The 24,312-nt window shown below is 45.8% G+C and carries 24 protein-coding genes and 1 other RNA gene; 21 read left to right on the top strand and 4 right to left on the bottom strand.

The features are described 5' to 3' along the window. The first annotated feature begins 24 nt into the window (after positions 1–24). The gene (gene era, locus ACN6NF_RS16395) at positions 25–927 is read left to right on the top strand and encodes a GTPase Era (protein WP_017428155.1); all 903 of its coding nucleotides are present in this window, start codon (positions 25–27) and stop codon (positions 925–927) included. 237 nt (positions 928–1,164) lie between these two features. Here era and ACN6NF_RS16390 read toward each other — a convergent pair whose 3' ends face one another. After that, on the bottom strand, positions 1,165–1,290 hold the full coding sequence (locus ACN6NF_RS16390) for a hypothetical protein (protein ID WP_474318616.1): 126 nt from the start codon (positions 1,288–1,290) through the stop codon (positions 1,165–1,167). Between the two features lie 91 nt (positions 1,291–1,381). On the opposite strand from ACN6NF_RS16390, the gene ACN6NF_RS16385 reads away from it, so the two are divergent. The 12 genes from ACN6NF_RS16385 (at position 1,382) to rnpB (ending at position 13,200) form a co-directional block, all read left to right on the top strand. Next, positions 1,382–1,519 carry a YqzL family protein gene (locus tag ACN6NF_RS16385; RefSeq protein ID WP_474318615.1) on the top strand — a complete coding sequence of 46 codons (138 nt, stop codon included), beginning with the start codon at positions 1,382–1,384 and terminating at the stop codon, positions 1,517–1,519. A gap of 42 nt (positions 1,520–1,561) precedes the next feature. Next, on the top strand, positions 1,562–2,314 hold the full coding sequence (gene recO / locus ACN6NF_RS16380) for a DNA repair protein RecO (protein ID WP_474318614.1): 753 nt from the start codon (positions 1,562–1,564) through the stop codon (positions 2,312–2,314). A gap of 405 nt (positions 2,315–2,719) precedes the next feature. Next, on the top strand, positions 2,720–3,607 hold the full coding sequence (glyQ, locus tag ACN6NF_RS16375) for a glycine--tRNA ligase subunit alpha (protein WP_013372135.1): 888 nt from the start codon (positions 2,720–2,722) through the stop codon (positions 3,605–3,607). After that, positions 3,600–5,675: a glycine--tRNA ligase subunit beta gene (glyS, locus tag ACN6NF_RS16370; protein ID WP_474318613.1), complete on the top strand. Its 2,076-nt coding sequence runs from the start codon at positions 3,600–3,602 to the stop codon at positions 5,673–5,675. The genes glyQ and glyS overlap by 8 nt, the downstream gene beginning before the upstream one ends. Positions 5,676–5,797: 122 nt before the next feature. Continuing rightward, the gene (locus tag ACN6NF_RS16365) at positions 5,798–6,274 is read left to right on the top strand and encodes a YaiI/YqxD family protein (RefSeq protein WP_013372133.1); all 477 of its coding nucleotides are present in this window, start codon (positions 5,798–5,800) and stop codon (positions 6,272–6,274) included. Continuing rightward, positions 6,267–8,141, top strand: coding sequence for a DNA primase (gene dnaG, locus ACN6NF_RS16360; RefSeq protein WP_474318612.1), 1,875 nt, complete (start codon positions 6,267–6,269; stop codon positions 8,139–8,141). Before ACN6NF_RS16365 ends, dnaG begins: the two co-directional genes overlap by 8 nt. A 42-nt stretch (positions 8,142–8,183) precedes the next feature. Next, positions 8,184–9,317 carry an RNA polymerase sigma factor RpoD gene (gene rpoD / locus ACN6NF_RS16355; RefSeq protein ID WP_007431230.1) on the top strand — a complete coding sequence of 378 codons (1,134 nt, stop codon included), beginning with the start codon at positions 8,184–8,186 and terminating at the stop codon, positions 9,315–9,317. 87 nt (positions 9,318–9,404) lie between these two features. Then, positions 9,405–10,244 carry a hypothetical protein gene (locus tag ACN6NF_RS16350; RefSeq protein WP_474318611.1) on the top strand — a complete coding sequence of 280 codons (840 nt, stop codon included), beginning with the start codon at positions 9,405–9,407 and terminating at the stop codon, positions 10,242–10,244. After that, complete coding sequence (locus ACN6NF_RS16345; RefSeq protein WP_165079582.1) at positions 10,241–11,002, top strand: tRNA (adenine(22)-N(1))-methyltransferase; 762 nt, start codon at positions 10,241–10,243, stop codon at positions 11,000–11,002. Before ACN6NF_RS16350 ends, ACN6NF_RS16345 begins: the two co-directional genes overlap by 4 nt. Further along, positions 10,978–12,093, top strand: coding sequence for a Nif3-like dinuclear metal center hexameric protein (locus tag ACN6NF_RS16340; RefSeq protein WP_474318610.1), 1,116 nt, complete (start codon positions 10,978–10,980; stop codon positions 12,091–12,093). Before ACN6NF_RS16345 ends, ACN6NF_RS16340 begins: the two co-directional genes overlap by 25 nt. Before the next feature lie 62 nt (positions 12,094–12,155). After that, a complete protein-coding gene (locus tag ACN6NF_RS16335; RefSeq protein WP_474318609.1) occupies positions 12,156–12,722 on the top strand; it encodes a flavin reductase family protein in 567 nt (188 codons plus the stop codon). 79 nt (positions 12,723–12,801) lie between these two features. After that, an RNA gene (gene rnpB / locus ACN6NF_RS16330) (RNase P RNA component class A) lies at positions 12,802–13,200 on the top strand. A 276-nt stretch (positions 13,201–13,476) separates the two neighbouring features. Here the strand turns inward: rnpB and ACN6NF_RS16325 are convergent. Continuing rightward, positions 13,477–14,697, bottom strand: coding sequence for an aminotransferase-like domain-containing protein (locus ACN6NF_RS16325; RefSeq protein WP_474318608.1), 1,221 nt, complete (start codon positions 14,695–14,697; stop codon positions 13,477–13,479). Between the two features lie 116 nt (positions 14,698–14,813). On the opposite strand from ACN6NF_RS16325, the gene pdxR reads away from it, so the two are divergent. Both pdxR and ACN6NF_RS16315 read left to right on the top strand, forming a co-directional pair. Continuing rightward, positions 14,814–16,289: a MocR-like pyridoxine biosynthesis transcription factor PdxR gene (gene pdxR, locus ACN6NF_RS16320; protein ID WP_474318606.1), complete on the top strand. Its 1,476-nt coding sequence runs from the start codon at positions 14,814–14,816 to the stop codon at positions 16,287–16,289. A gap of 88 nt (positions 16,290–16,377) precedes the next feature. Further along, positions 16,378–16,608, top strand: a complete 231-nt coding sequence (locus ACN6NF_RS16315; RefSeq protein WP_013372124.1) for a hypothetical protein — start codon at positions 16,378–16,380, stop codon at positions 16,606–16,608. 58 nt (positions 16,609–16,666) lie between these two features. Here the strand turns inward: ACN6NF_RS16315 and ACN6NF_RS16310 are convergent, their stop codons facing one another. Next, on the bottom strand, positions 16,667–18,547 hold the full coding sequence (locus ACN6NF_RS16310; RefSeq protein ID WP_474318605.1) for a S8 family peptidase: 1,881 nt from the start codon (positions 18,545–18,547) through the stop codon (positions 16,667–16,669). A 185-nt stretch (positions 18,548–18,732) separates the two neighbouring features. On the opposite strand from ACN6NF_RS16310, the gene ACN6NF_RS16305 reads away from it, so the two are divergent. The 6 genes from ACN6NF_RS16305 (at position 18,733) to thiI (ending at position 23,485) form a co-directional block, all read left to right on the top strand. Then, complete coding sequence (locus ACN6NF_RS16305; protein WP_474318604.1) at positions 18,733–19,239, top strand: YpuI family protein; 507 nt, start codon at positions 18,733–18,735, stop codon at positions 19,237–19,239. 188 nt (positions 19,240–19,427) lie between these two features. Continuing rightward, on the top strand, positions 19,428–19,655 hold the full coding sequence (locus ACN6NF_RS16300; RefSeq protein WP_025365350.1) for a DUF1540 domain-containing protein: 228 nt from the start codon (positions 19,428–19,430) through the stop codon (positions 19,653–19,655). A gap of 41 nt (positions 19,656–19,696) precedes the next feature. Further along, entirely contained in the window at positions 19,697–20,092 is a 396-nt protein-coding gene (locus ACN6NF_RS16295; protein WP_474318603.1) for a hypothetical protein, read from the top strand. A 162-nt stretch (positions 20,093–20,254) separates the two neighbouring features. Continuing rightward, a complete protein-coding gene (locus ACN6NF_RS16290; protein WP_474318602.1) occupies positions 20,255–20,953 on the top strand; it encodes a lytic transglycosylase domain-containing protein in 699 nt (232 codons plus the stop codon). Positions 20,954–21,108: 155 nt separating this feature from the next. Next, positions 21,109–22,257 carry a cysteine desulfurase family protein gene (locus tag ACN6NF_RS16285; RefSeq protein ID WP_474318601.1) on the top strand — a complete coding sequence of 383 codons (1,149 nt, stop codon included), beginning with the start codon at positions 21,109–21,111 and terminating at the stop codon, positions 22,255–22,257. A gap of 1 nt (position 22,258) precedes the next feature. Further along, positions 22,259–23,485, top strand: a complete 1,227-nt coding sequence (gene thiI, locus ACN6NF_RS16280; RefSeq protein ID WP_474318600.1) for a tRNA uracil 4-sulfurtransferase ThiI — start codon at positions 22,259–22,261, stop codon at positions 23,483–23,485. Positions 23,486–23,553: 68 nt separating this feature from the next. Here the strand turns inward: thiI and ACN6NF_RS16275 are convergent, their stop codons facing one another. Beyond that, positions 23,554–24,249 carry a TerC family protein gene (locus ACN6NF_RS16275; protein WP_474318599.1) on the bottom strand — a complete coding sequence of 232 codons (696 nt, stop codon included), beginning with the start codon at positions 24,247–24,249 and terminating at the stop codon, positions 23,554–23,556. Positions 24,250–24,312 lie beyond the last annotated feature (63 nt).

The raw sequence follows: 24,312 nt of genomic DNA, 5'->3' as shown, positions 1-24,312 counted from the left end.
CTTAATCGCACTGGAGGAAATAAAATGGCTAAGAAACACTTTAAATCCGGCTTTGTTGCAATTGTGGGCAGACCCAATGTCGGAAAATCAACATTGATGAACCATGTCATTGGGCAGAAGATTGCCATCATGTCAGACAAACCCCAAACGACACGGAATAAAATTCACGGTGTATATACCACAGAGGACACACAAATTGTATTTTTGGATACACCGGGGATTCACAAGCGGCAGTCAAAACTAGGCGATTATATGAATCAGACCGCTTTTAATACGTTGGGTGAAGTAGAAGCGGTACTTTTTCTGATTGACGCTGCTGAAGGTTTAGGCGGAGGCGACCGTTTTATTGCGGAACAGCTTAAACAAGTAAAAACACCCGTTATATTGGTATTGAATAAAATTGACCGCATTGAGCCGGAAGCATTGTTGCCCCTGATTGAGCAGTATCGCAAGTTATATGACTTTGCGGAAATTGTGCCGATTTCAGCTAAAATGGGCAATAATGTAAACACCCTATTGGATCAGATTCAAAAATATTTGCCAGAAGGTCCGCAATATTACCCTGATGACCAAATTACCGACCATCCAGAGCAGTTTGTCATTGCTGAGCTGGTACGGGAAAAGATTTTGCACATGACACGTGAAGAAGTACCTCATTCTATTGCGGTTATGATTGAAGACATGAAGGTGCAGGATAATGGTGTGGTGCATATTATGGCTGTTATTTTTGTAGAGCGTGATTCCCAGAAGGGGATCATTATCGGCAAACAAGGAGCTATGCTCAAAGAGGTAGGCAAACAAGCTCGTCAAGATATCCAAAACTTACTAGGCTCCAAAATTTTCTTGGAACTTTGGGTTAAAGTCAAAAAAGACTGGCGCAATCAAGAACGTGTCCTTCGTGACCTGGGCTTTCATCGCGACGCCTAAAAACCGATATCGATATCTACGATCACTTTGGTCGTCAAAGGTTTATTGAGGTTAAATTGATATTAAATAATATGTATAGTTGTTGTAAGTATCATAAAAAAAGCCGTCTCGACCTCTACCACTGACATAAGTATTAAGTCTTTCGGTCACTCCAAGCGCCGCGCATAAGCGGCGCTTAACTTCTTGCTATCCCACCCTTTTCTTCCAGTAATGAATTAAGGAGTGCTTTTAAAAGAGTTACTGTAACTGTATGCACGTTGGAGCGGAGCGAAGAATTTGAACCTGAAGAAGCGTCAGCGTTCGTAAGATCAAATCATTTGCGAAGCGGTATTCCAGACCGCATACAGCAGTCTTTTTCAACATAATCCATTAATTTCATCGCATACTTCTTCCCTCTTCGCACCATCCTAATTTTGAGATGCAGACGTCATTTCCGAAGAAAGGATGAATACGATTGCGAGATTTTTCGTGGAAGTATTTTGCGATGACTGGAGATGTCGGTGCGTATCTGTTATACAGGGAGAGCGCCGTGATAGGGGAGCAAGACACGGATGAAGGAGAGTCGGACGAGCATGAAGAAGCCCGTGAATAGTGCAAACCACTGGCTTCTTCGCGAATGTTTGGGGGAAGAAGCATGCTTTACAGGATGGAAGGAATCGTCATCCGCAGCATGGATTACGGTGAAGGGAACAAAATTATTACGCTTTGCACCGAAAGCGGCGGTAAAGTAGGCGTTCTGGTCAGAGGCGCGAAAAAATCCAAAAGCCGTCATGCTGCTTTAACGCAGCCGTTTACGTACGGTGAATTTGTTTTTTTTCGTAACACAGGCTTAGGCACACTGAATGCCGGTGAAATTATCCAATCCCACCATACACTGCGCGAGGATATTACAAAGGCTGCTTACGCTTCCTATGCTTGTGAACTGCTCGATCGGGTGTTACAGGATGAGGAAACAGGTGCGTTTTGGTTTAAGCAGCTTAAAGCCTGTTTGGAGGCACTGGAGAGTGGCAAAGATCCGCTGATCGTCATGAGTATTTATGAATTTAAAATATTGCAGGCGGCCGGATATGCACCTCAGCTTGATGCTTGTATTTCAAGCGGTCAACAATGTGCTGATGAAGATATGTTTATCAGTCCAAGGCTAGGCGGGGTTTTGTGTCGGGGCTACAAGCATTTTGATCCAGCTGCATTGAGTGTTGCTCCACGTACGTTGAAGTTGCTGCGCTTGTTCGCTCAAATGGATTTGAATCGACTCGGCAATATCGACGTGAAGGAATCCACCAAGCTGGAGATCAAACATGTCATGCGTCAGTTCATGGATATGCAGTTGGAGGTCAAGCTGAAATCCCGTAATTTCCTGGATCAGCTTGATAAGTACGACATGTGAAAATACAGTGTTCTCTTGACTGCATCCCTCAAAACGTGTAATATCCTACTATATATCTCCTTTAGGAGCAGATGCATTGAACGAGAAAGTAACGGGATGTATTCTCTGTAATTAGCGAGTTGGGGACGGTGTAAGCCCAGCGGGAATTGTTCGTGAACATGGCACTCGGGAGCGTCTGAATGGACACGGAAAAGCGGATTACGATCTGACTGGTGATGTAGGATCTTAATCAAGTAGGGTGGAACCGCGGGAGTCAGCTCTCGTCCCTACGTCTGTACAGGCGTAGAGGCGGGGGCTTTTTGCTGTCTCTAGCAAGGCTTATGGGATAAATTAGCCCTGTACATATGAGTTTAATGGTTAGAAATCACCAACATTTTATGAAAATTGGAAAGGAAGCGTGTACCCATGAATTTTCAGCAGATGATTTTAACGCTGCAACAATTTTGGTCTGAACACAACTGTATTATTGTACAGCCTTATGATACGGAAAAAGGGGCAGGTACAATGAACCCAATGACGTATTTACGTTCAATTGGACCTGAGCCATGGAACGTAGCTTATGTTGAGCCTTCTCGCCGTCCGTCTGACGGACGTTATGGTGAAAACCCGAACCGCCTGTATCAGCATCATCAGTTTCAAGTGGTTTTGAAGCCTTCGCCTGATAACATTCAGGAATTGTATCTGGAGAGTTTGAGCCGTTTGGGCATTAACCCACTGGAGCATGATATTCGTTTCGTGGAAGACAACTGGGAAGCACCGACGCTGGGAGCCTGGGGGTTAGGTTGGGAAGTATGGCTGGACGGTATGGAAATTACCCAATTCACGTACTTCCAGCAAGTGGGTGGTATTGATGCCAGTCCGGTTGCGGTTGAAATTACGTATGGTATGGAGCGTCTTGCTTCCTACATCCAAGACAAGGAGAATGTGTTTGATTTGGAGTGGGTCAATGGAATATCGTATGGTGATGTTTTCCACCAACCTGAATTTGAGCATTCCAAATATACGTTCGAAGTATCTGATGTCAAAATGCTATTTACTCTTTTTAATATGTATGAAGAAGAGGCGAATAAAGCAATGGCGCAGCATCTTGTATTCCCAGCCTATGATTATGTGCTGAAATGTTCTCACACGTTCAACTTGCTGGACGCTCGCGGAGCAATCAGCGTAACGGAACGGACTGGCTTTATTATACGAGTACGCAATTTGGCGCGCCAGGTCGCTGCGACCTATCTAGAGGAGCGCGAGAAGCTAGGCTTCCCGCTGTTGAAGAAAGGAGGTGCGGCAAATGTCTAAGGATTTATTATTTGAAATCGGATTGGAAGAAGTGCCTGCACGTTTTATCCCGAATGCGATTCAGCAGTTGAAGGAACGTATGACAGCGTGGCTCGACAGCTCGCGTATTGCTTACAGTGCTGTAGAGGCTTACGCTACACCTCGTCGTTTGGCAGTACTTGTTAAGGAAGTAGCGGAGAAGCAGGAAGATATCAACGAAGAAGTTAAAGGACCTTCCCGCAAAATCGCACTTGATGAAGCTGGTAACTGGAGTAAGGCTGCTCTAGGCTTTGCCCGTAGCCAAGGTGTTGATCCTGAACAGTTCACGTTCAAAGAACTTGGAGGCGTGGAATATATTTACGCGACCAAGAGCAGCATAGGTGTACCAACGGCAGATGTGCTGTCCGAAGGTTTACTACACATTTTACATGCCATGACATTCCCTAAATTTATGCGCTGGGCGAGTTATGACTTTAAATTTGTTCGTCCAATCCGCTGGTTGGTAGCCTTGTTTGGTAGCGATATTGTTAATTTGGAGATTGCTGGCGTACAGTCAGGGAATGTGACAAGAGGACATCGCTTCCTTGGACAGGAGGCCGTTGTAAAAAGTCCAGCTGACTATGTCGAAGTACTTCGCAAGCAGCATGTCATTGTGGACATTGAGGAACGTCAGTCGCTTATTGTGAAGCAGATTGAAGCACTTGCAGCCGAAAAAGATTGGACGATTGCGGTCAAGGATGATTTGCTGGAAGAAGTGCTGTATTTGGTGGAAACTCCAACAGTACTGTTCGGAGGTTTTGACCCTGCGTTTTTGAACATTCCGAAGGATGTATTGATTACTTCCATGCGTGAACACCAACGCTATTTCCCAGTGCTGGATCGCACAGGAAAGCTGCTGCCATACTTTGTTACGGTACGTAATGGTGGCAGTCAATCGCTGGAAGTCATTGCAAAAGGAAACGAAAAAGTATTACGCGCGCGGCTGTCTGATGCCAAATTCTTCTATGAAGAAGATCAGAAGCTGGAAATTAAGGATGCACTCTCCAAGCTGGAAAGTATCGTTTTCCACGAAGAGCTGGGAACAGTTGGAGACAAAGTGCGCCGAATTCGCCGCATTGCCGATGCTCTGGCAGAGAAGCTTCGTGTTTCCCCAGATACTCAGGAATCGGTTAGCCGAGCAGCAGATATTTGTAAATTTGACCTTGTAACACAAATGGTCTATGAGTTTCCGGAACTGCAAGGTGTTATGGGTGAGGATTATGCTCGTAAGGCTGGAGAGAAGGAAGAAGTGGCAAGAGCGGTGTTTGAGCATTACCAGCCACGATTTGCAGGAGAAACGGTTCCTTCAACGAACGCTGGAGCGATTGTGAGTATCGCAGACAAAATAGATACCATTACAGGCTGCTTCTCCATCGGTATTATTCCGACAGGTTCACAGGACCCTTACGCGCTTCGTCGCCAGGCAGCGGGTATCGTGCAGATCCTGTTGGATCGTAAGCTTTCGGCTACGTTGTCTGATGTGTTTAATATCGCGCTCGATGTGCACAGCAACTTTGGAAATATGAAACGTTCCGCAGATGAAATACGTAAAGAATTACATGAGTTTTTCGGATTGCGTGTGAAGAAACTATTGTCCGAGACACTTCGTTATGACGTAGTGGATGCTGTGCTTTCAGCTGGATATGACGATGTTGCTTCCGTTGTTAACCGCGGAGCTGCGTTAATGACTGCTGTACAAACGGGTGATGTCTTCAAGGCAACAGTTGAGTCTTTTAATCGCGTAGGTAATCTGGCTGCTAAAGCAGTTCATAAGTCAGTGAATACGGGTGAATTTACGGAACAGGGCGAGAAAAACCTATACGAAGCATGGTATGGCGCCTATGAGTCTTATTGTACAGCTTTACAGGAAGGTGATGCGACACTAGCATTGACGCTTGCTTCATCTATTACGCCTGCGGTGACGGCGTTCTTTGACTCCGTTATGGTTATGGCTGAGGATGATGCTGTACGTAATAATCGTTTGGCATTGCTGGCTGCTATTGACTCAGAATTGAAGCGTTTTGCTGATTTTTCCAAGCTAGTAGTTTAAACGTCAGTTGTGGTAGTATGAACAACTTGAAAAAATGGGTATAAATATACGGAACGGTGTAAGAGTGATCTTGCAACCGTTCCGTATTTTACTCGAATACGGATGCGAGATGGGGGATGCTCATGGGAGGGTCCGGAAATTTCCCGGATGTACGGATCGTTGTTGACGGGGACGCTTGTCCTGTTAAAAGTGAAATTGCAGAGACAGCTTCCCGTTTTCATATTGACGTTATTATGGTATCTTCGTATGATCATCTCATTCAGGGCAGTAAAGGCGTAAGCGTTGTTAAAGTAGACCGAAGCGACCAGAGTGCCGATCTCTATATTGCCAATCATATCCGCCGCGGAGATATTGTAACAACCAATGATTATGGTCTTGCTGCACTTGCCTTGGCAAAAGGTTGTGAAGTGATGTCTTTTCGCGGAACGATGTATCGAAACGATTCGATAGACTTCATGCTGGACCGACGCCACACTTCTGCCAAAGAAAGGAAAAAAGGACGTTATGGAAAAGGTCCTAAACCGTTTACATTAGAGGATCGTGAAGTTTTTCAACATAAACTGACAAAACTTTTACTTCGCTTGCAGGAGAATGAGTAATGGTATCGAATTATATTTACGTGCTAAAGAGATGAAGGTGGTTAATATGAGTGCCGGACAAGGTAACATACCGGACGATATCATCGAGTCAGTTTTACAACATCATGATATTGTTGATACGGTAAGCAAGTACGTGCATTTGACCAAGCAGGGGAAATATATGAAAGGCCTCTGTCCTTTTCATTCCGAAAAAACCCCTTCATTCACCGTGACACCGGATCGTCAGATTTTTTACTGCTACGGCTGCGGCGCGGGAGGCAATGCCATCAAGTTTATGATGGAAATCGAAGGACTATCCTTTCCCGAAGCTGTCAGGACAATGGCAGAAGAAAGTCATATTCCGCTCGGCGAATGGCAGGGACGTGATTCATCGCATCAGCATCCTGAGTTGGACAGGCTGTTGCAAGCGTATGAACTAACTTCTAAGATGTACCATTTTTTGCTTAAAAATACGGAGCACGGCAAACCAGCAATGGAATATCTACGTTCACGGGGATTCAGTGACAAGATCATTGATCAATTCCAAATTGGCTATGCACCCAATCGATGGGATACGATCGTTCAGTTTCTAGAGAAGCGTTCTTTTGATCCTGTCGAGATGGAAAAGGGAGGGCTCATTTCTCCCCGACATGAGGGTGACGGATATGTAGATCGATTCAGAGATCGTATCATGTTTCCCATTTGGAATCGAAACGGAAAAGTTATTGCCTTTGCAGGCCGTATACTTGGCGAGGGGCAGCCGAAGTATTTGAACTCACCGGAGACCAAGCTATTTAACAAAAGCCGAACGCTGTATAATCTCCATCATGCTAAAACCTCAATTCGCAAGCTTCGTCAAAGTGTTCTTTTTGAAGGCTATGGCGATGTCATCTCGGCATGGGAAGCTGGCGTACAAAATGGAGTGGCCGCCATGGGGACTGCTCTAACAGAGCATCATGCTACGATGTTAAAGGGACTGTGCGACGAGGTTATTATTTGTTATGATGGTGACCGGGCAGGACAAGCGGCAGCGCTTAAAAATTTTCCACTGTTGGAAAATGCGGGACTTCACGTAAAAGTAGCGTTGGTTAGCGACGGTATGGACCCGGATGATTTTATCCGGCAATACGGCGCCGAACGATTTCAACGCCAAATTATCGAAAGTGCTGTTTCAACGGTGAAATTTAAGCTTATATATCTGAAAAAAAACCATATACTGCAAGAGGAAGAAGGAAGAATCGCGTATTCCCGCGAAGCATTAAATGTCATTGCACCTCTGTCATCCCCGACTGAGCGGGAAGTGTATCTGCGCGAAGTATCGGCCGAAGTCAAGGTGGATTTTGAAACCTTAAAGCAAGAATGCAATTTACTCCGCCAAACCCTGCAAAAAAAACAGAACTTTGGGGATAATAACGAAAATGGGTGGAATAATGGTAGGCATAAAAAAGGGCAGGTATCTACGCCCAATCTGTTGCCTGCTTACCATGTGGCTGAACGCAGGCTGCTTCACTGGATGATGCAGGATCTAGAAGCTGCAGAGTATGTAGAAAAGCATCTGGGGGACGCCTTTAATATTGAGGATCATGCAGCAATTGCTGCTTATCTATATGCCTATTACGCGCAAGGGAAGTTACCGGATACAAGCCGTTTTATTTCATCTTTGCAAGACGACCGACTGGAGAAGAACGTAAGTTCGATCATGATGATGGATGCTCCAGGCGTATGGGCACCGCACATTTTGGATGATTATATTCGTCAAGTGCGAAAATTTCCATTGCAGGAGCAACTGGATTTGAAGAGGGAAGAAATGAGAACCGCTGAGCGCTCAGGTGATTTTTTGCGTGCAGCACAAATTGCAAGCGAGATTATAGCCCTAGAGAGACAATGAACACACAGAGGTCGGATGTTTCTAGGAGGAGGGAGTCGAAAGATGGCGAATGATCAGCATACTGAACTGGAGACGGAATTAACACTGGATCAGGTTAAAGATCAACTGATTGAGTTGGGTAAAAAAAGTTCCTCTCTGAACTACAAAGATATCATGGAAAAACTGTCGCCGTTTGATCAGGACCCCGAGCAAATGGATGAGTTTTATGAGCAGCTGGGTGACTTGGGGATTGAGGTTGTGAATGATAACGACGAAGAAGTTACCAGATTGCGTCAAAATGACGACCCGGAAAACAATGACGGGGATGATTTTAATTTCGATGACGATCTGAGCCTGCCTCCCGGTATTAAAATTAATGACCCGGTCCGGATGTACTTGAAGGAAATTGGTCGTGTACCGCTGCTTTCTGCTGATGATGAGGTGGAGCTTGCCAAACGGATCAATAACGGCGATGAAGAAGCTAAGCGTCGGTTGGCTGAAGCTAACTTGCGTCTGGTTGTAAGTATTGCCAAACGTTATGTTGGTCGCGGCATGCTTTTCCTGGATCTAATTCAAGAAGGTAATATGGGTTTGATTAAGGCAGTAGAAAAATTTGATTACGAAAAAGGGTTTAAATTCAGTACCTATGCAACCTGGTGGATTCGTCAGGCGATTACACGCGCAATTGCCGATCAGGCGAGAACGATCCGTATTCCAGTGCATATGGTGGAAACGATCAACAAGCTGATTCGCGTATCGCGTCAACTGTTGCAAGAGCTGGGGCGTGAACCTACGCCGGAAGAAGTGGCTGCCGAGATGGAGCTGAGCGTGGAAAAAGTACGGGAAATTATGAAAATTGCCCAAGAACCGGTTTCATTGGAAACACCAATTGGTGAAGAGGATGACTCACATCTGGGGGATTTCATTGAGGATCAGGAAGCATTGGCGCCTGCAGATGCAGCTGCCTATGAGCTTCTGAAGGAACAACTCGAGGATGTACTGGATACGTTGACCGAACGGGAAGAGAATGTTTTGCGTCTCCGTTTTGGTTTGGACGACGGAAGAACCAGAACTCTTGAAGAAGTGGGAAAAGTGTTCGGTGTTACACGTGAACGTATTCGTCAGATTGAGGCCAAAGCGCTGCGTAAGTTGCGCCATCCAAGCCGCAGTAAGCGACTGAAGGATTTCCTCGAATAGAAGCGTAACATTGCGGACCTTCTGCGGCTTGAAGCGCGCAGAAGGTCTTTTTTTATCTCATGGCAGCCTTGGTGGAGGGGAAGAAGCTTGGACCAGGAGAAAAAACGGACAATACTGTTACATGAAATTGAGCATTGGCGGCAAAGTCGACTGCTCCCTGAGCAATATTGCGATTTTCTATCCAATCTGTATCGGGACGATGAAAATCCGGCACAAAGCCAGAACCGTAACAACACCGGGCTGCTTACATATCTTAGACACGGGCATGGGATCGCCTGGCTTCTTGGTTTTGTCATTATTTCCTGCATTTGTTTGATCGGTTTTTATTTTACCGCTTTTCCGTTGGCAATGCAAATATGCTCGGCAAGTGCAGCTACTGCGATTTGCTATGGAATGGCTGCGGTTTGGCGGTCTTCCGAAAAGAGTATGAGTGCAATGTTGAGCACTTTAGGCAGTGTAATTATGCTAGGTTCAGGTGTATGGATCATTCAGCTTCATCAAGGTGAAGCTAAGGTTTGGTTTTTAGTGCTGGTGGGTCTATGTGGTTTGATATGGTGTCTCGTAGGATTAACTTTGCGCATCAGCTTGCTTCATTACTGTGGTCTTGCTGGGCTGCTTTTAGTGTATGCGGTGCTTATAGGCCGCTATTGGCCTACAGCTACTTTAGTGATGCTTGAGGTATTTTGGATTTTACACGCAGTGTTGTTGATTGGATTAAGCTGGTGGGTACATCGCCGCTTTCCACGTCTTGCGTTGGTTTATTTTGCTATAGGCATAACCCTTGTGTTTATGGCGGAAGCAGACACGGTCGTCCTGCGCCATCAAGCAGCAGGGGAAGTGATGTTTTTTAGCATACTGAAGTTGGCTATTGTCGTAGGGATTTTATTTTGGACTCGAAAAAAATGGATTACGTGGGTGACGTCATGAAACTTTCTCAGCGATTACAATATATTTTGGAACAAATTCCTGCCGGTAGCAGATTGGCTGATATTGGCTCGGATCACGGACTACTCCCTGTGGCTGCAGTGCGCTCCGGCAGAGTATCGCAAGCTGTAGCGGGTGAGGTCAACGATGGACCATTGCGTGCGGCTCAAAAGCAGGTGGCTGAAGCAGGCCTTACAGATCGCATTGCGGTTAGAAAAGGGGATGGCTTGGCTGTAGTTAAGGTCAATGAGGTAGATGTTATTACGATAGCGGGTATGGGTGGTGCCTTGATTGCTTCCATTTTGGAACAAGGGAAAGACAAGCTTGCTTCAGTGAAACAGCTTGTTTTACAGCCCAACGTGGGCGAGGATATTTTACGACGCTGGCTAATTAAGCATCAATGGGTATTAAAAAATGAACATATTATGGAGGAAGACGGTAAAATATATGAAGTTCTGACGGCAGTACCTGCTTCTGAAAGCTCACTGAAACAGGATGAGCTGTATCGGGCATGGGAACTTCCTGGTAGTTCGCTGGTACTGACAGAGGACTTGTTAATGCAACTCGGACCGTTATTGGTCAAAGCACCAAATGAAACCTTTTTTTCGAAATGGCAATTGGAGATTCGCAAGCTTCAGGATGTACTGGCGCAAGTGGCACGGTCAGATCAGGAATCAGCGCAGCATAAGCAGGAGCAATTGCGCAAGCAAATTGAGCAGCTGGAGGAGGTACTTGCATGTTTGCCAAAGGACAGACAGTAACTAGCTATATGGAGCAGCTGGCCCCGAAATACTTGGCAGTTCCAGACGATAGAATTGGCCTTCAACTGGGTAGCCTACAAAAGGAAATCAAAAGCATATTAGTAGCCCTGGATGTCAATGATGAGGTTGTTGAAGAAGCGATCCGCATAAAAGCTGACCTCATTATTGCACATCATGCGATTATATTTCGCCCACTTAAAGCTTTGAACACGGACCAGCCTGCGGGCAGATTGTATGAAAAGCTGATCAAGAATGATATTGCTGTCTACATCAGTCATACGAATCTGGATACGGCTGAGGACGGCATGAATGATTGGATGGCAGAAGCACTGGGTATTCAAAGTGAAGATACGCTAGAGAATGTTCACACCGAGCAATTATTCAAGCTTGTCGTTTTCGTACCCAAAACACATCATCAACGTGTTCTGGATGCCGTACTGAATGCGGGAGCTGGACATATCGGCAACTACAGCCATTGCAGCTTTAATATTGATGGCTATGGAACTTTCGTACCAGGTGAAGGCACACAGCCATTTTTGGGTGAGCCAGGTAAAATGGAACGTAGTGAAGAGGTTCGTATTGAGACTATTGTACCGCAGGGGGTACGCAATAAAGTTGTCCAAGCGATGCTGAAGGTTCATCCTTATGAAGAGGTGGCTTATGACCTATACCCTATGGATTTGAAAGGCCGTACCTTTGGTTTGGGACGAGTGGGTAAGCTCAAGGAAGCCCGCACGTTACGGGAGTTTGTAGATGTTGTGAAAAACGGTCTCAACGTTAAGCATGTACGTGTGGTGGGTGACTTGGACCGTATGATCAAAAAAGCAGCCGTGCTTGGAGGCTCTGGCAGTCGCTATGTGAATAAATCGCTTTTCAAAGGCGCTGACGTATTAGTGACGGGGGATATTGACTATCACACGGCTCACGATGCCCTGATGGCAGGCATTGCTATTATTGACCCTGGACATAACGCAGAAAAGATTATGAAGCCTAAAACCGCAGAATGGATGCGCAAACGCTTGGCAGAAGGTCGATACTCAACGGAAGTATATGTATCTGAAGTGGACACCGAACCTTTTCGATTTTTGTAAAACCTGCACATCTATGAGAAAATAAAGGTGTACTAATACATTTTTTCGTAGGGAGAGGTTGTATGCGAACGTTGATAGCCGATTCTGCGATTCATGCCTATCCGGGCATGGTTGCAATTGTTACTTCCCGTTATGAGGGAGTAAATAATGTAATGGCCTCAGGCTGGCATACATATATCGGATCATCACCGGGCATGTATGGCATTTCATTGAGGAAGGAAACGTATTCTCAAGGACTGATTAAGAAAAGCGGAGGCTTTGGTGTTCAGTTTCTGCCTGCGCACAGATCGGAATGGATTCAGGCTGTAGGTACCTTTAGTGGTAGAGATGTAGATAAGTTTCAGCAGTTTGGGATTGCATATGAAGACGGGATTTCAGTGGATGTGCCTATATTGCTGGAAGCGTATCTCGCTTATGAGTGTAAAGTAGTGGATATTCATACCTACGGAGATCATGACTGGATTGTTGGCGAAATACAGCAGACCTACCGGGATGATGATCTATTCCTAGATGAGGACGTTCCTGATTTTAGTAAGCTTTCAATTCCGTTATACGTGGGAAGGTCTGCTTATTACGTGGCAGATGATTCATTACAGAGAAAGGTACATCCGTTTTATGTGAGCAAGTAAAAAGAGTGCTCTATAATTTACAATATTTACAGGGTTGTATCATGCACGCGTTCCCTGTATACTATGTAATGTTGTTCGGAAAGTTTAACAGACAATCGCTGGTGGCGTAAGCCACGAGAGGAAAGTCCGGGCTCCATAGGGCAGGATGCTGGATAACGTCCAGTCAGCGCGAGTTGAAGGATAGTGCCACAGAAATGGACCGCCGATGGCCGCTTGCGGCACAGGCAAGGATGGAACCGAGGTGTAAGAGACCCCGAGGAACGCTGGTGACTTCGTTCCTGGTAAACCCCATCTGGAGCAAGACCTAAAGGGACACAGCTTCTTCGCGAAGCAGCCTTAGCCCGAGGCGTGTCTAGGTTGGTCGCTGGAGCTGGATAGCAATGTTCGGCCTAGATAGATGATTGTCGCTTTTAGTGGGAGGGTAGTTCCCGTCTGTACCACGAATAGCACAGAACCCGGCTTACGGAAAACTTTCCCCACTGCAACACCTTAAAATGTATGAATCTATTTTATTAATGACCTGTTTGCATGAGAAATCTTTAATCCAAATGTATTTATTGCATTAAAAAGGGTGCGTCATATTCCTGTTGGAATGATGAAGCACCCTTTTTAATGTACAGCCGGATTACGCAAAATCCGTACATTTATAGAATGAAGCCCCCAGCATAGCACTGGAGGCTTCATTCTGTTTTTTTGACTTACAAATCCTGTGTCGTATAAACGTGCGAGGATGAGGTGTGCAATCAGCACTCTATTAACGCGCGTTTCTTACTACATTTTCCTCCATATACATCTTCAACGCCCGATCCAATCGGTCAACTGCTTTTGGAAGCAGGCTAGGATCGGTATGCGTGAAGTTGATTCGCATATGGTTGCTGCCGCTCAGGTCAGCATAGAAAACTTGTCCAGGCACAAATGCGACTCCTTCCTGAATCGCGAGTTGCAGCAACTGCTCAGAACGGAAACCTTCAGGTAAGGTAACCCACATAAACATGCCACCAAGTGCATCATTCCAAGTGATTCCTTCCCATTGGCGTTCTTTCATTAACGATGTAAGACGCAGCATACGAGTGTGATACTCAGCGGACACGGTACGTATATGTCCCTCCAAATCAAAGAAGTCCAACAGTTCATTCAAAGCACGCTGGTCAATACTGCTGGAGTGCAAATCAGCAGATTGTTTGGCATTCGCGGTTTTAACGACGATCGCTTGATCGGCCACCAACCATCCAGAGCGAACACCTGGAGCGACAGTTTTAGAGAATGTAGAAGTGTACATAACATGACCGTCGCCACCTAGCTGTTGATCAATAGAAAATAGGGATGGGAAGTTAAGGTTCTCATCAAATTTGAGTCGCCCGTAAGGATCGTCTTCAAAAATTAAAGTTCCGTATTTACGGCATAGCTCAACAACGCCTGTTCTGCGTTCCATACTCCATACACTTCCTGCTGGGTTAGAGAAGGTAGGGATGACATACACAAATTTTGGCTGATGCTGTTTGATCTTGGCCTCAAGATCATCTAATTGCATACCGTTAGCGTCTGTATTTACACTTACAATGTTAGCGCCATAGGAATTGAATACCTGAAGAGCTGCCAAATAAGTAGGGGACTCCACCAATACAGTATCCTGTGGATCAAGCAACACACGTGAAACTAGATCAATGGTCTGCTGCGAGCCTGTAGTCATGAGGATGTTATCTCTGGTGACGGAGATGCCTTGGGATGACATGATTGCTGCCAAACGTTCCCGTAGAGGAATGTATCCCTCGGTTAGGCCGTATTGAAGTGCGGTAGTACCGTCGAGGCGGAATACCCGCTCATAGGCTTTAGCAACTGCTTCGACGGGAAAGAAGGCATCGGCCGGAAGGCCACCTGCGAGAGATAATACATCTGTTCCCTGTGTCAGCTTCAAAATGTCCCTTACCATGGACGAGCCCTGAGTACGAGCCATACCCGAAAATTTGTATTCCAATCCAATCATCTCCTGTGTTCTATACTGTGCTAAGAAATTTGTTGTATTATATCGATAATGAAGTATAACAGTAAACGTCTAAATGTAACAGTTGATTTTTGGAGGGAAGGGTTCCGATGCATATTGATCTCAGCCGTAACAGCAGTGTCAAATTATATTTACAGATTACCAAAACATTAGCGGATCGCATTCAGTCAGGGCTACTACCTCAAGGCACCAAGCTTCCCTCTATCCGTCATCTGTCCAGTCTGCTTGCGGTGAGTCCTGTAACTGTAAGCAAAGCGTATGCCGAGCTGGAGTCCATGAATCTGGTTACGTGTACACAGGGAAAAGGTTGCTATGTGGCGGAAGCTTCAGTACCGATTTATCGTGAGCGGACGCAGGATTTGTCTTGGCAGATGTCGCTCATCGATTATTTGCCGCGCGCGCAGTTATGGAGAAACTTTAATCATAGCCGAAAGGCTATCTATTCTTTTCATATAGCCGCAATACAGCCGGAGCTTCTTCCGACGCGCGAAATTATTGCAGATACCCAACGTTTATCCTCTGAACATTCCGATGTAATGGCTGCATATGGGACTTTTGAAGGTGATTTAGAACTAAGAGAAGTGTTCGCAGACCACCTGAGTGAACGCGGTATACGTATAGTGGCAGAGCAACTGCTTGTGACCAGCGGAGCTCAACAGGGAATTGACCTGGTGGCGCGTACGTTTGTTGGTCCAGGAGATGTGGTCTACATGGAAGCCCCTACCTATACTGGGGCCATTGATGTGTTCACTAGTCGTGGTGCCAAAGTAATTATGATTCCTATGGACGAGGAGGGGATGCGGATTGATATTTTGACACGTCTCTGTGATACCCATCCCCCAAAATTAATCTATACGATACCTACCTTTCATAATCCTACTGGTGTAACTTTGACGATGGCCAGACGCACACAATTACTAGATCTGGCTCAAAGTTATCACTGTCTCATTGTTGAGGATGATCCATTTTCCGACCTGTATTACAAAACAAAACCACCGCTTTCTATCAAGGCGCATGATCAATCCGGGCATGTTGTCTATATCAAAAGCTTCAGCAAAACTGTTGCTCCCGGCTGCCGTATAGCTTGTGTAGCGGCAACTGGGAGTGTAATGGATCGTTTAGTGGCTGCCAAGTCAACTACGGATTTGGGAAGCCCTCTATTAACGCAAAAAGCACTGCTACCCTTTATCAGAAATCGATTTGATCAGCATCTTGTCTCATTGCGGGAACATATTCGCGATCGTCTGACAGTCACATTGAATACGCTCCAGCGCTATGCTCCACCCGAGGTTGCCTGGTATGCCCCTGAAGGCGGTCTCAATCTATGGATTAAACTTCCCTCTACGGTGGATATTCCAGAATTGGAGCGAATGGCTGACCGTGAAGGCATTTCCTTTTTACCTGGGGCGGTGTGCTATGCAGGTGGTATGGACAGTAATCATATCCGTATTTCTTTTTCGTATGCAGAGAAGGAAACACTTAAATCAGGTTTGCGCAAGCTATGTCGTATGTTGGGCGAAATTCTTGATCATTCGGTCATTGTGGAACGAAAGCCTATTTTATAAGGGATAAATGTATTAGGGGGTAAACATCCAAGCACAGCATACGCCTTCTTAATATGCTGTACTAATTCACCGAAAGGAGTTGCACATCATGAGTCATTGCCATTACGACCCAGTCGTGTGCCCGCCGATCCAATTTGTAAATCATCAATTTTACCCACAGGTGGTGCCTGTTGTTCATCCGATTGAAATCATCAATCAGGCGCATGTTATACCTGTGCCCCACCACGTATTTCCGGTGGTTGTTAAGGACCCTGGTGATCCATGCTGTCATACTCGCAGTCATGGAAAGCGGCCTGTCCGTACCAGTTCCAAGCGTTAAGAAAGCCCAAAAAGGCAGCCATGGAGCAACATGGCTGCTTTTTCCAAAAGGAGGTATCCTAGGCTTCCAGTTTCTTTAATATGGATTTCAACTTGTCACTGAAATGCTGTGGATAGAATTGCAGGGGAACATAGGGACGTTGTGCTGCTTTCAATGCTTTATACACGTCGATTTGACCATATCCAAAATATTTGTCATGCCCTGGTGTGCCCAAATCAATTACGCTGTCTCTCATTAAATCCATTACCTCTTTATTGGTTAGATCAGGGTTAACGGATCGAATCAGGGCAGCTAACGCTGATACATGTGGACTGGCCATTGAAGTACCCGACAGCGCAGCATATTGATTCCCAGGATACGTACTGGCAATACTTGCACCTGGAGCCATGACGTCCACATAATCGCCGTAGTTAGAAAAGGATGCACGGTGCATAGAAGAATCTGTAGCGGAAACGGCAAATACTTCAGGGTACGCTGCTGGATAACCAGGTCGCTCTGTATTATCATTGCCTGTGGCTGCAACTAATACAACATCTTTGTCATAGGCATATTTGATCGCATCATGCAAAAATGAAGCTTGTGCATAGTTACCCAAACTCAAATTGATGACTTTGGCCCCGTGATCAGCTGCCCATATAATACCTTCTGCAACCGAGTAAGTTGTACCGGAGCCAGATTGGTCAAGTACCTTGATCGGCATGACCTTGTTGTACCACGTCATACCGGCGACTCCCTCACCATTATTTACGAGCGCAGAAATGATGCCCGCGACATGCGTTCCGTGACCGACGTCATCATAAGGCTTTTCGGACGGGTTTACCACGTTATACCCAGAAAGAATTTGGCCTTTTAGATCAGGGTGATCCAAATCGACTCCCGTATCTACAACCGCGACAATTACATCCTTGCTGCCTTTGCTTAGTTTCCAACCTCTGTTGGTTTCGGTAGCAGGTAGGTTCCATTGATAACGAGAAAAAAGCAGATCATTGGGTACAGAGCTGTCTGCATCGGCCGTCGTTTTCTCATTGGTTAGATACATATAGTGTGGCTCAGCATAAAGCGGGTTCCACTTTCGTGAAAAGTATTGTTTTAGCTCTTTAAAGTTCATCTTATCCGAATGAAATACATAAGTATAACCAAGCTTGCGACCTGGCTCACATTGCAAGTCTGCTGCAATTTCCTGTAGTTGTCGTGAATCAGGATTGTGACGGAAGCGAACGACAATTTCATTTTCAAAATAATGGCTTGCATTTTCGTTGTCGTGTCCCGTTTTGACCGTGATATCGTGCAATGTGTCGGGATGTACGGATTCGATTTTGTAGCTACCCTCTTTTGGATAGGGAATTAAACGCAAATTTTTTCGCTGGTGCTTCTCCACGTCACGCAATACTTGTTGACTGACTAGGGCAGCAACACCGCATGTTCCGTCAGCCGATGGTTCAGCCATGACGAAATATTTACCGCCCTCCACCTGAAAAGCAGCGGATTCATAGGATTTATTTTGCATGACGGAACGACGAGCTGCAGCCAAGCTGCTTTGGATTTGAGGATGAGCCAGCAGATTTGTCTGTGCTTTGTTGCCTGTGTAGGTGTTAGTCTTTCCGTCTCTAATGTGAATCCACTGGAGCGTATGAAGATGACTATGTGATTGCTGCAATGTATGGGTGAACTGTCTTTTCTGATCGGCAGTTTTACCATTTAGCTCCCGCATTACGTATTGAATATCCTGTCTTGCGTCCATCCGTGTGAGAGTATCCGTAGCGGACAGGTCCAAAGCCAACATTCCTTTTTTAAGCTGCTTCTCCTGCTGTGGTACCATCTTGGTCGTATATTCGGGCTGTGGTGTGTGGCGATGATCGCGTGAAGGCAGCATCAGTGTGATCAGAAGCACCCCGGCAGCTGCTCCGAGCAGGGGTTTTAACCATTTTCGCCGAGACATGGAACCGTCCTCCTTGAGTATTCATAATTTTATGGTTTAGCGTGAGGAGGTTGGCATGTTTTTATACCTTTCAATGCTTATTTGTGGTAGGATAAATACTGAAAATTACAGCTCTTTCGGTTAGAAGGGACTATTTTCGGGTAACCAATTGATGAACAAGCAACAAATAAGGGGGAGCTGCCTTGATGTCAGCAGTCAACGTACAAAAATTATGTGAGTCGGCGCAGGAGAGACTGAAAACTGCCGTAAAACGTGTGGAAACATTCCTCAATGAGCATGCTCTGCCGCAACTGGCTGTGGATGGTAATGAGGAGTCTATACTTTTTTACAAAGGTTTTTTGTCGGATCTCCGCCATGTCCTTGTTTTTTCCGAAGTATCCTATGAAAAGCTGGGTGTGGCTTTGCGCCGTGCCAACTTTGACGTCGATTTTGCGGAAAAGGCATTGTATAACGTATACCATGACTGCGTGAACAGCTTTTTTTATCCCAAAAATGAATCTTACGCAGAGGACGGACGCTATGCTTATACGGGACAAGATGCTATCCGCTTCCGTAAAACGCCAGTGCCAGCCGCACGCGAAGTGATCATGGACATTACGAAAAACTTTGAAGAATTGCGTGATGATCTGACTTATTATGAAAGTGATTATTTGACACAGCGCCGGATGCAGACTCGCCGTACTCATGCCTAAAGCATTCAAACAAGAAATTCATTTCTAATCAAAAACTAAAACAAGACAAGCAAGCCGTTTTCTACTTGTTTCCTGCCAGTTTGGAGGAGGCGAAGGGAAGCGGCTTTTTTCGTATGTCACCAACTGCCATATGCCATGAACGCATAGGTGCAGACGTGCGGGGGGACAATGAATCCGAGGTGATGATCATGAGCCAAGAGGCCAAACCAATCGTAAAGTGCAGCGTAGCCAATTGCCATTATTGGGGAGAAAACAACTTTTGCAAGGCAGATTTGATTATGATTGAAGTAGATGGTCATGCCGGGAAAAAATTTAAAGAAGAATACGCGGGCGAAAGCTTTAGTTCAGAAGAACGTGATAAGGCTGCAACGTCTGCCGCAACTTGTTGCCACACCTTTAAGCCGAAGTCTCTGTAAATTTATAACGCGATTCATTTCCATTTGGAGGTGCAGGAATTATGGAAGATCAGGAAAACGATAAGCATAAAAATAAAGAGCATGTTAGCCGTGAACGTGTAGATTATCCCCGTCACATTCAGGAACGCTCTGCCAAGCGCCGCCATCATCGTGAGGAATATGCAGCAGAGGTTGCTCCTGGCTCGCCAGCTGTGACCAGACATGAGAATAAGGGTGAAGAGCAGGTTATTAACAATAGTGGTCGTATTTCCGGCTATATTGGGCTGGCTGCTGGTATCGCATCATTGTTTATGTGGTCTATTGTGCTTGGACCCATTGCGGCAGTTTTAGGATTTTTTGCTTATGTAAATGGCAGTAAAACAACCGGTATTTGGTCGATTGGTCTTGGCGCACTGGCAACATTGAGTTATTTTGCTTTTATCCCGTTTGTGCGCTAATCCTGTTGGGTAACGGTTCCGTATCTTAGCTCCGCTGTCTTTTCGACAGAAACGGAGCTTTTTTTCATTAAAAAGTATGGAAGTACATAGTAAAAAGTTGTATCATAGCAATAACCACAAGCTATTTGGGATATAACAACTATAGAAAGTTGGGAACACCACATGCAAATTGATCCGCGCGTGTCCAAATCCATGTTAGACATGCAGCTGTTAAATAATATGAGTGCTACGACCCAGACGGGTACAGCGGATGCTTTTTCTGGATTGCTGGAACAAGTAGGTCAGCTGGAAACGGATGATGCTGTCACTCAAGAAAATTCAGGTGATGTTACCAGAGATGAAAACGGATTGCTCTGGCTTCAATTGGGACCTTCGAGGGGAACGGCATCACCATTGGCAGTCTATCCTGCTTCTTCCAATACGGCAACGGATGGACCTACAAAAGCTACAGCGTATGATAGTTTGATTAATGAGGCTAGTCAGAAGTACGGCGTTCCGGTAGCTTTGATTAAAGCAGTTATTGATACAGAATCTTCGTTTAATCCATCGGTTACTTCTTCGGCCGGAGCCAAAGGACTTATGCAGTTGATGGACGCTACAGCTCAAGGTTTGGGAGTTAGTGACCCCTATGATCCTGCACAAAATATAGATGCTGGCGTACGCTATTTGTCTTACCAGATTAAACGTTTTAACGGACAGGAAAATATGGCGTTGGCTGCCTACAATGCAGGTCCCGGACGGGTACAGCGGCTTGGTGTAAGTAATGATGAGCAGTTGATGTCAGTACTGGACAAGCTCCCTGTAGAAACGCAAAGATATATTACCAAAATTCAGAATGCACGTGAAAAATATACCATCTAAGCCCTATAGCTTATAGCATAAAAGTGCGTAATTTCAATTCGATTAGGTCCGCAGACAGGATCAATATGGGGAAAGGATGTCGCTGTAATGAAGCGGCCTTTCCCTGTTTTGGTCTTTTTTTGTTGTAGCAGTTGTGGGGCAGAAAGGGGAGTTTAATGAAATATTTTGATTATGCCGCGACAACTCCGCCTTTTGAAGAGGTGATTACAACCGTTGCCGAGGTAATGAGGCGCCATTATGGCAATCCGTCTTCCATGCATCGGTATGGAGAGGACGCGGATAAGTTGATTAAGCGCTCGCGCGAAGTATGCGCTGCAGCTTTGGGAGTATCTCCTTCGGAGATTGTCTTCACATCCGGGGCAACGGAAAGTAATAATCTTGCCGTTAAGGGAGCGGCTTTGCAGTATCAGACCAGAGGCAAACATATCGTTACTGTATCGACAGAGCACCCGTCTGTGTATGAAGCTTGCAAACAGCTAACAAATTTAGGTTTTGAGGTTACTTTTTTACCTGTGGATGAGGAAGGTCATGTGAGTGCCGAACAGGTTTGTGCAGCTGTTCGTAAAGATACGATTTTAGTCAGTATTATGCATGTCAATAATGAGACGGGAAGAGTGCAACCGTTGCATGATATCGGAGCTGCGCTGAAGAAACAGTTCCCTCGTGTCCTATTTCATATTGATGGTGTACAGGGGTTTGGAAAGCTGCCGGTTGATATCCGGGGGTGGCAGGCTGATCTGTATAGCCTTTCAGCGCATAAGCTACGTGGACCCAAAGGTGTGGGGTTGCTATTCGTTCGAGAAGGTGTAGAGCTTTTCCCACTGCTTAGTGGTGGCTCTCAGGAGCAGGGGGTTCGTGCGGGTACCGAAAATGTACCATCGCTTGTCGGTATGTCCAAGGCGGTACGGCTGGCGGGCGAACGACAAGCAGAGACAGCACAGCGCATGATTGAGTGGAGAGAACGGGTGGCTGAAGAATTGAAAACAATCCCACAACTGCGGCTGAACAGTGGGAAAGAAGCGCCGCATATTGTCCACTTTTCGTATCCGGGCATGAAGGCCGAGGTACTGCTTCATACGCTGGAGCAATTGGGTGTGGCAGTGTCCACCAAATCGGCTTGCTCTTCAAAATTAGCCGAGCCTAGCCGGGTACTGCTGGCGATGGGCCGCAATGAGTCAGAAGCAGCCGGCGGCATTCGTATCAGCTTTGGTGATGAACATACGGAACAGGATATCGACGAGCTCATACTCGCACTTCGACAGGCTGTAGCCAAGCTGGAATCCCTTGAAAGGTGGAAACGTTAAAATGCACTATGATATGCTGTTACTTCGCTTCGGCGAATTTACATTAAAAGGGAAAAATCGTGCTCGTTTTGAAAAGGCTGTACTGAAACACGTAAAGCTGTTGCTTAAGCCTTTTCCAAGTGCTTCTTTGCGCAAGGAATTTGGACGGATTTATGTGGTTCTCGGAGGAGAGCCTTATGAACAGATCATTCAAGTGTTGCAGAAGGTGTTTGGCATCACGACGATTAGCCCTGTCAAAATGGCGCCTGTTGAGTTAGATGCTATCATTGAGACGGCTGTAGCTTTAATGCATGAGCTGAACGTAGATGAGGGAACGACATTCAAGGTAAATGCCCGCAGAGTATGGAAGGGGTTTCCCCATTCTTCACAAGAGATGAATCATTTAATTGGATCTCCTATATTGCGGAATTTTCCGGCGCTGAGGGTCGATGTACGTCAACCTAATATTGAGCTGCGTGTGGAGGTAAGAGAGCAGGCGGCATATATTTTTAGTGATGTCATTATGGCTGTCGGGGGCTTTCCGTTAGGAACGAACGGCAAAGCTATGCTGCTGCTGTCCGGTGGAATTGACAGTCCGGTAGCAGGATGGTCATCCATGCGTAGAGGCTTGGAAATCGAATGTGTACATTTTTATAGCTATCCATTTACAAGTGAGCGTGCGAAAGAAAAGGTTATTGATTTGGCAAAAGTATTAGCAGGCTACGCGGGCCGCATCAAAATTCACCTTGTACCGTTCACAGAGGTGCAGACGGCCTTTACTCGCACTGGGCAGGATAATTTGATTATTACGCTAATGAGGCGGTCTATGCTGCGAATTGCAACGATGCTGGCAGAGCGTGAAGGAGCATTGGCACTCGTGACGGGCGACAGTCTGGGTCAAGTTGCTAGTCAAACGCTATCCAGCATGAATGTGATTGGTCGTTCGACGGAACTCCCCTTGCTGCGACCTCTCGTCATGATGGATAAGCAGGAGATCACAGAAATCGCTAAGCAAATTGGCACCTACGATTTATCCATTCTCCCGTATGAGGATTGCTGTACATTGTTTGTTCCCAAATCTCCCACGACCAATCCGAATTTGTGGGTAGTGCAGAAGATTGAAGCTTCTATTCGGGATTTAAATGCTTTAATCGATCAGGCTGTAGCTACAACGGAGACGGTTGTCCTTGAGGCAGGCGGAGCTATAGAGGGGCGTAAAGAGGAAGTTATACAGGAAGATTGGTTTTAATAAAAAGGGCAGACCCACAACAGTGTTGGGTCTGCCTTTTTATTTGGGTTGTGCTCTTGAAAACTCTTTTAGACGGCTTTTTCTCGACGGGCTACTGCTCTGCGATTTTGAAGATATCCTGTGAGCAAGATCCCAGCCATAACGGTGGCAATAAACAAGATACGCAGCGCCGGATGCTCCGTAAAATATGGTGCCAGCTTACGTTCTTCAGTGATCATATTAGAGGCTGTATAACCAAGCACAGCCGATCCTAAATAGATAATCCAAGGGAATTTGTTGATCAGCTTGATAAAAAGAGTGCTTCCCCATACAACAATCGGTACACTGATTAACAGGCCCAGCACTACAAGTATCAAATGCTGCTGGGCCGCGCCAGCAACAGCAATCACGTTGTCCAGACCCATTGCCGCATCGGCGACAATAATGGTGCGGATAGCACCCCATAGCGTTGTTCCTGCTTTAACTTCGGCATGGTCCTCTTGGTCCACGAGCAGCTTATACGCGATCCAGACTAGCATCACACCCCCGATGAGTAACAACCACGGTACTTGAAGCAACCAAAGTACCACAATAGTAGCTGCTATGCGGATGAGCAGGGCGCCCCCAGTACCGTATAGAATCGCTTTTTTTTGCGTTGCAGGAGGCAGCTTTCTGGCGGCAAGTCCAATGACAATCGCATTATCTCCTGCGAGCAGAAGGTCAATAAATATCACATTAAGCAGTAGCCAAAAGAACTGAATTACAGACATGTCAATCGTTCTCATCTCCCTGATTAAACATCCTCAAAAACATTGCATGTTGTTTATGTTAATACCCGTTTTTCGGAA

This window comes from Paenibacillus sp. TSM33 (assembly GCF_056099025.1).
The sequence above is the reverse complement of the archived record's forward strand: the minus strand, read 5'-3'. Positions and strand labels throughout refer to the sequence as shown.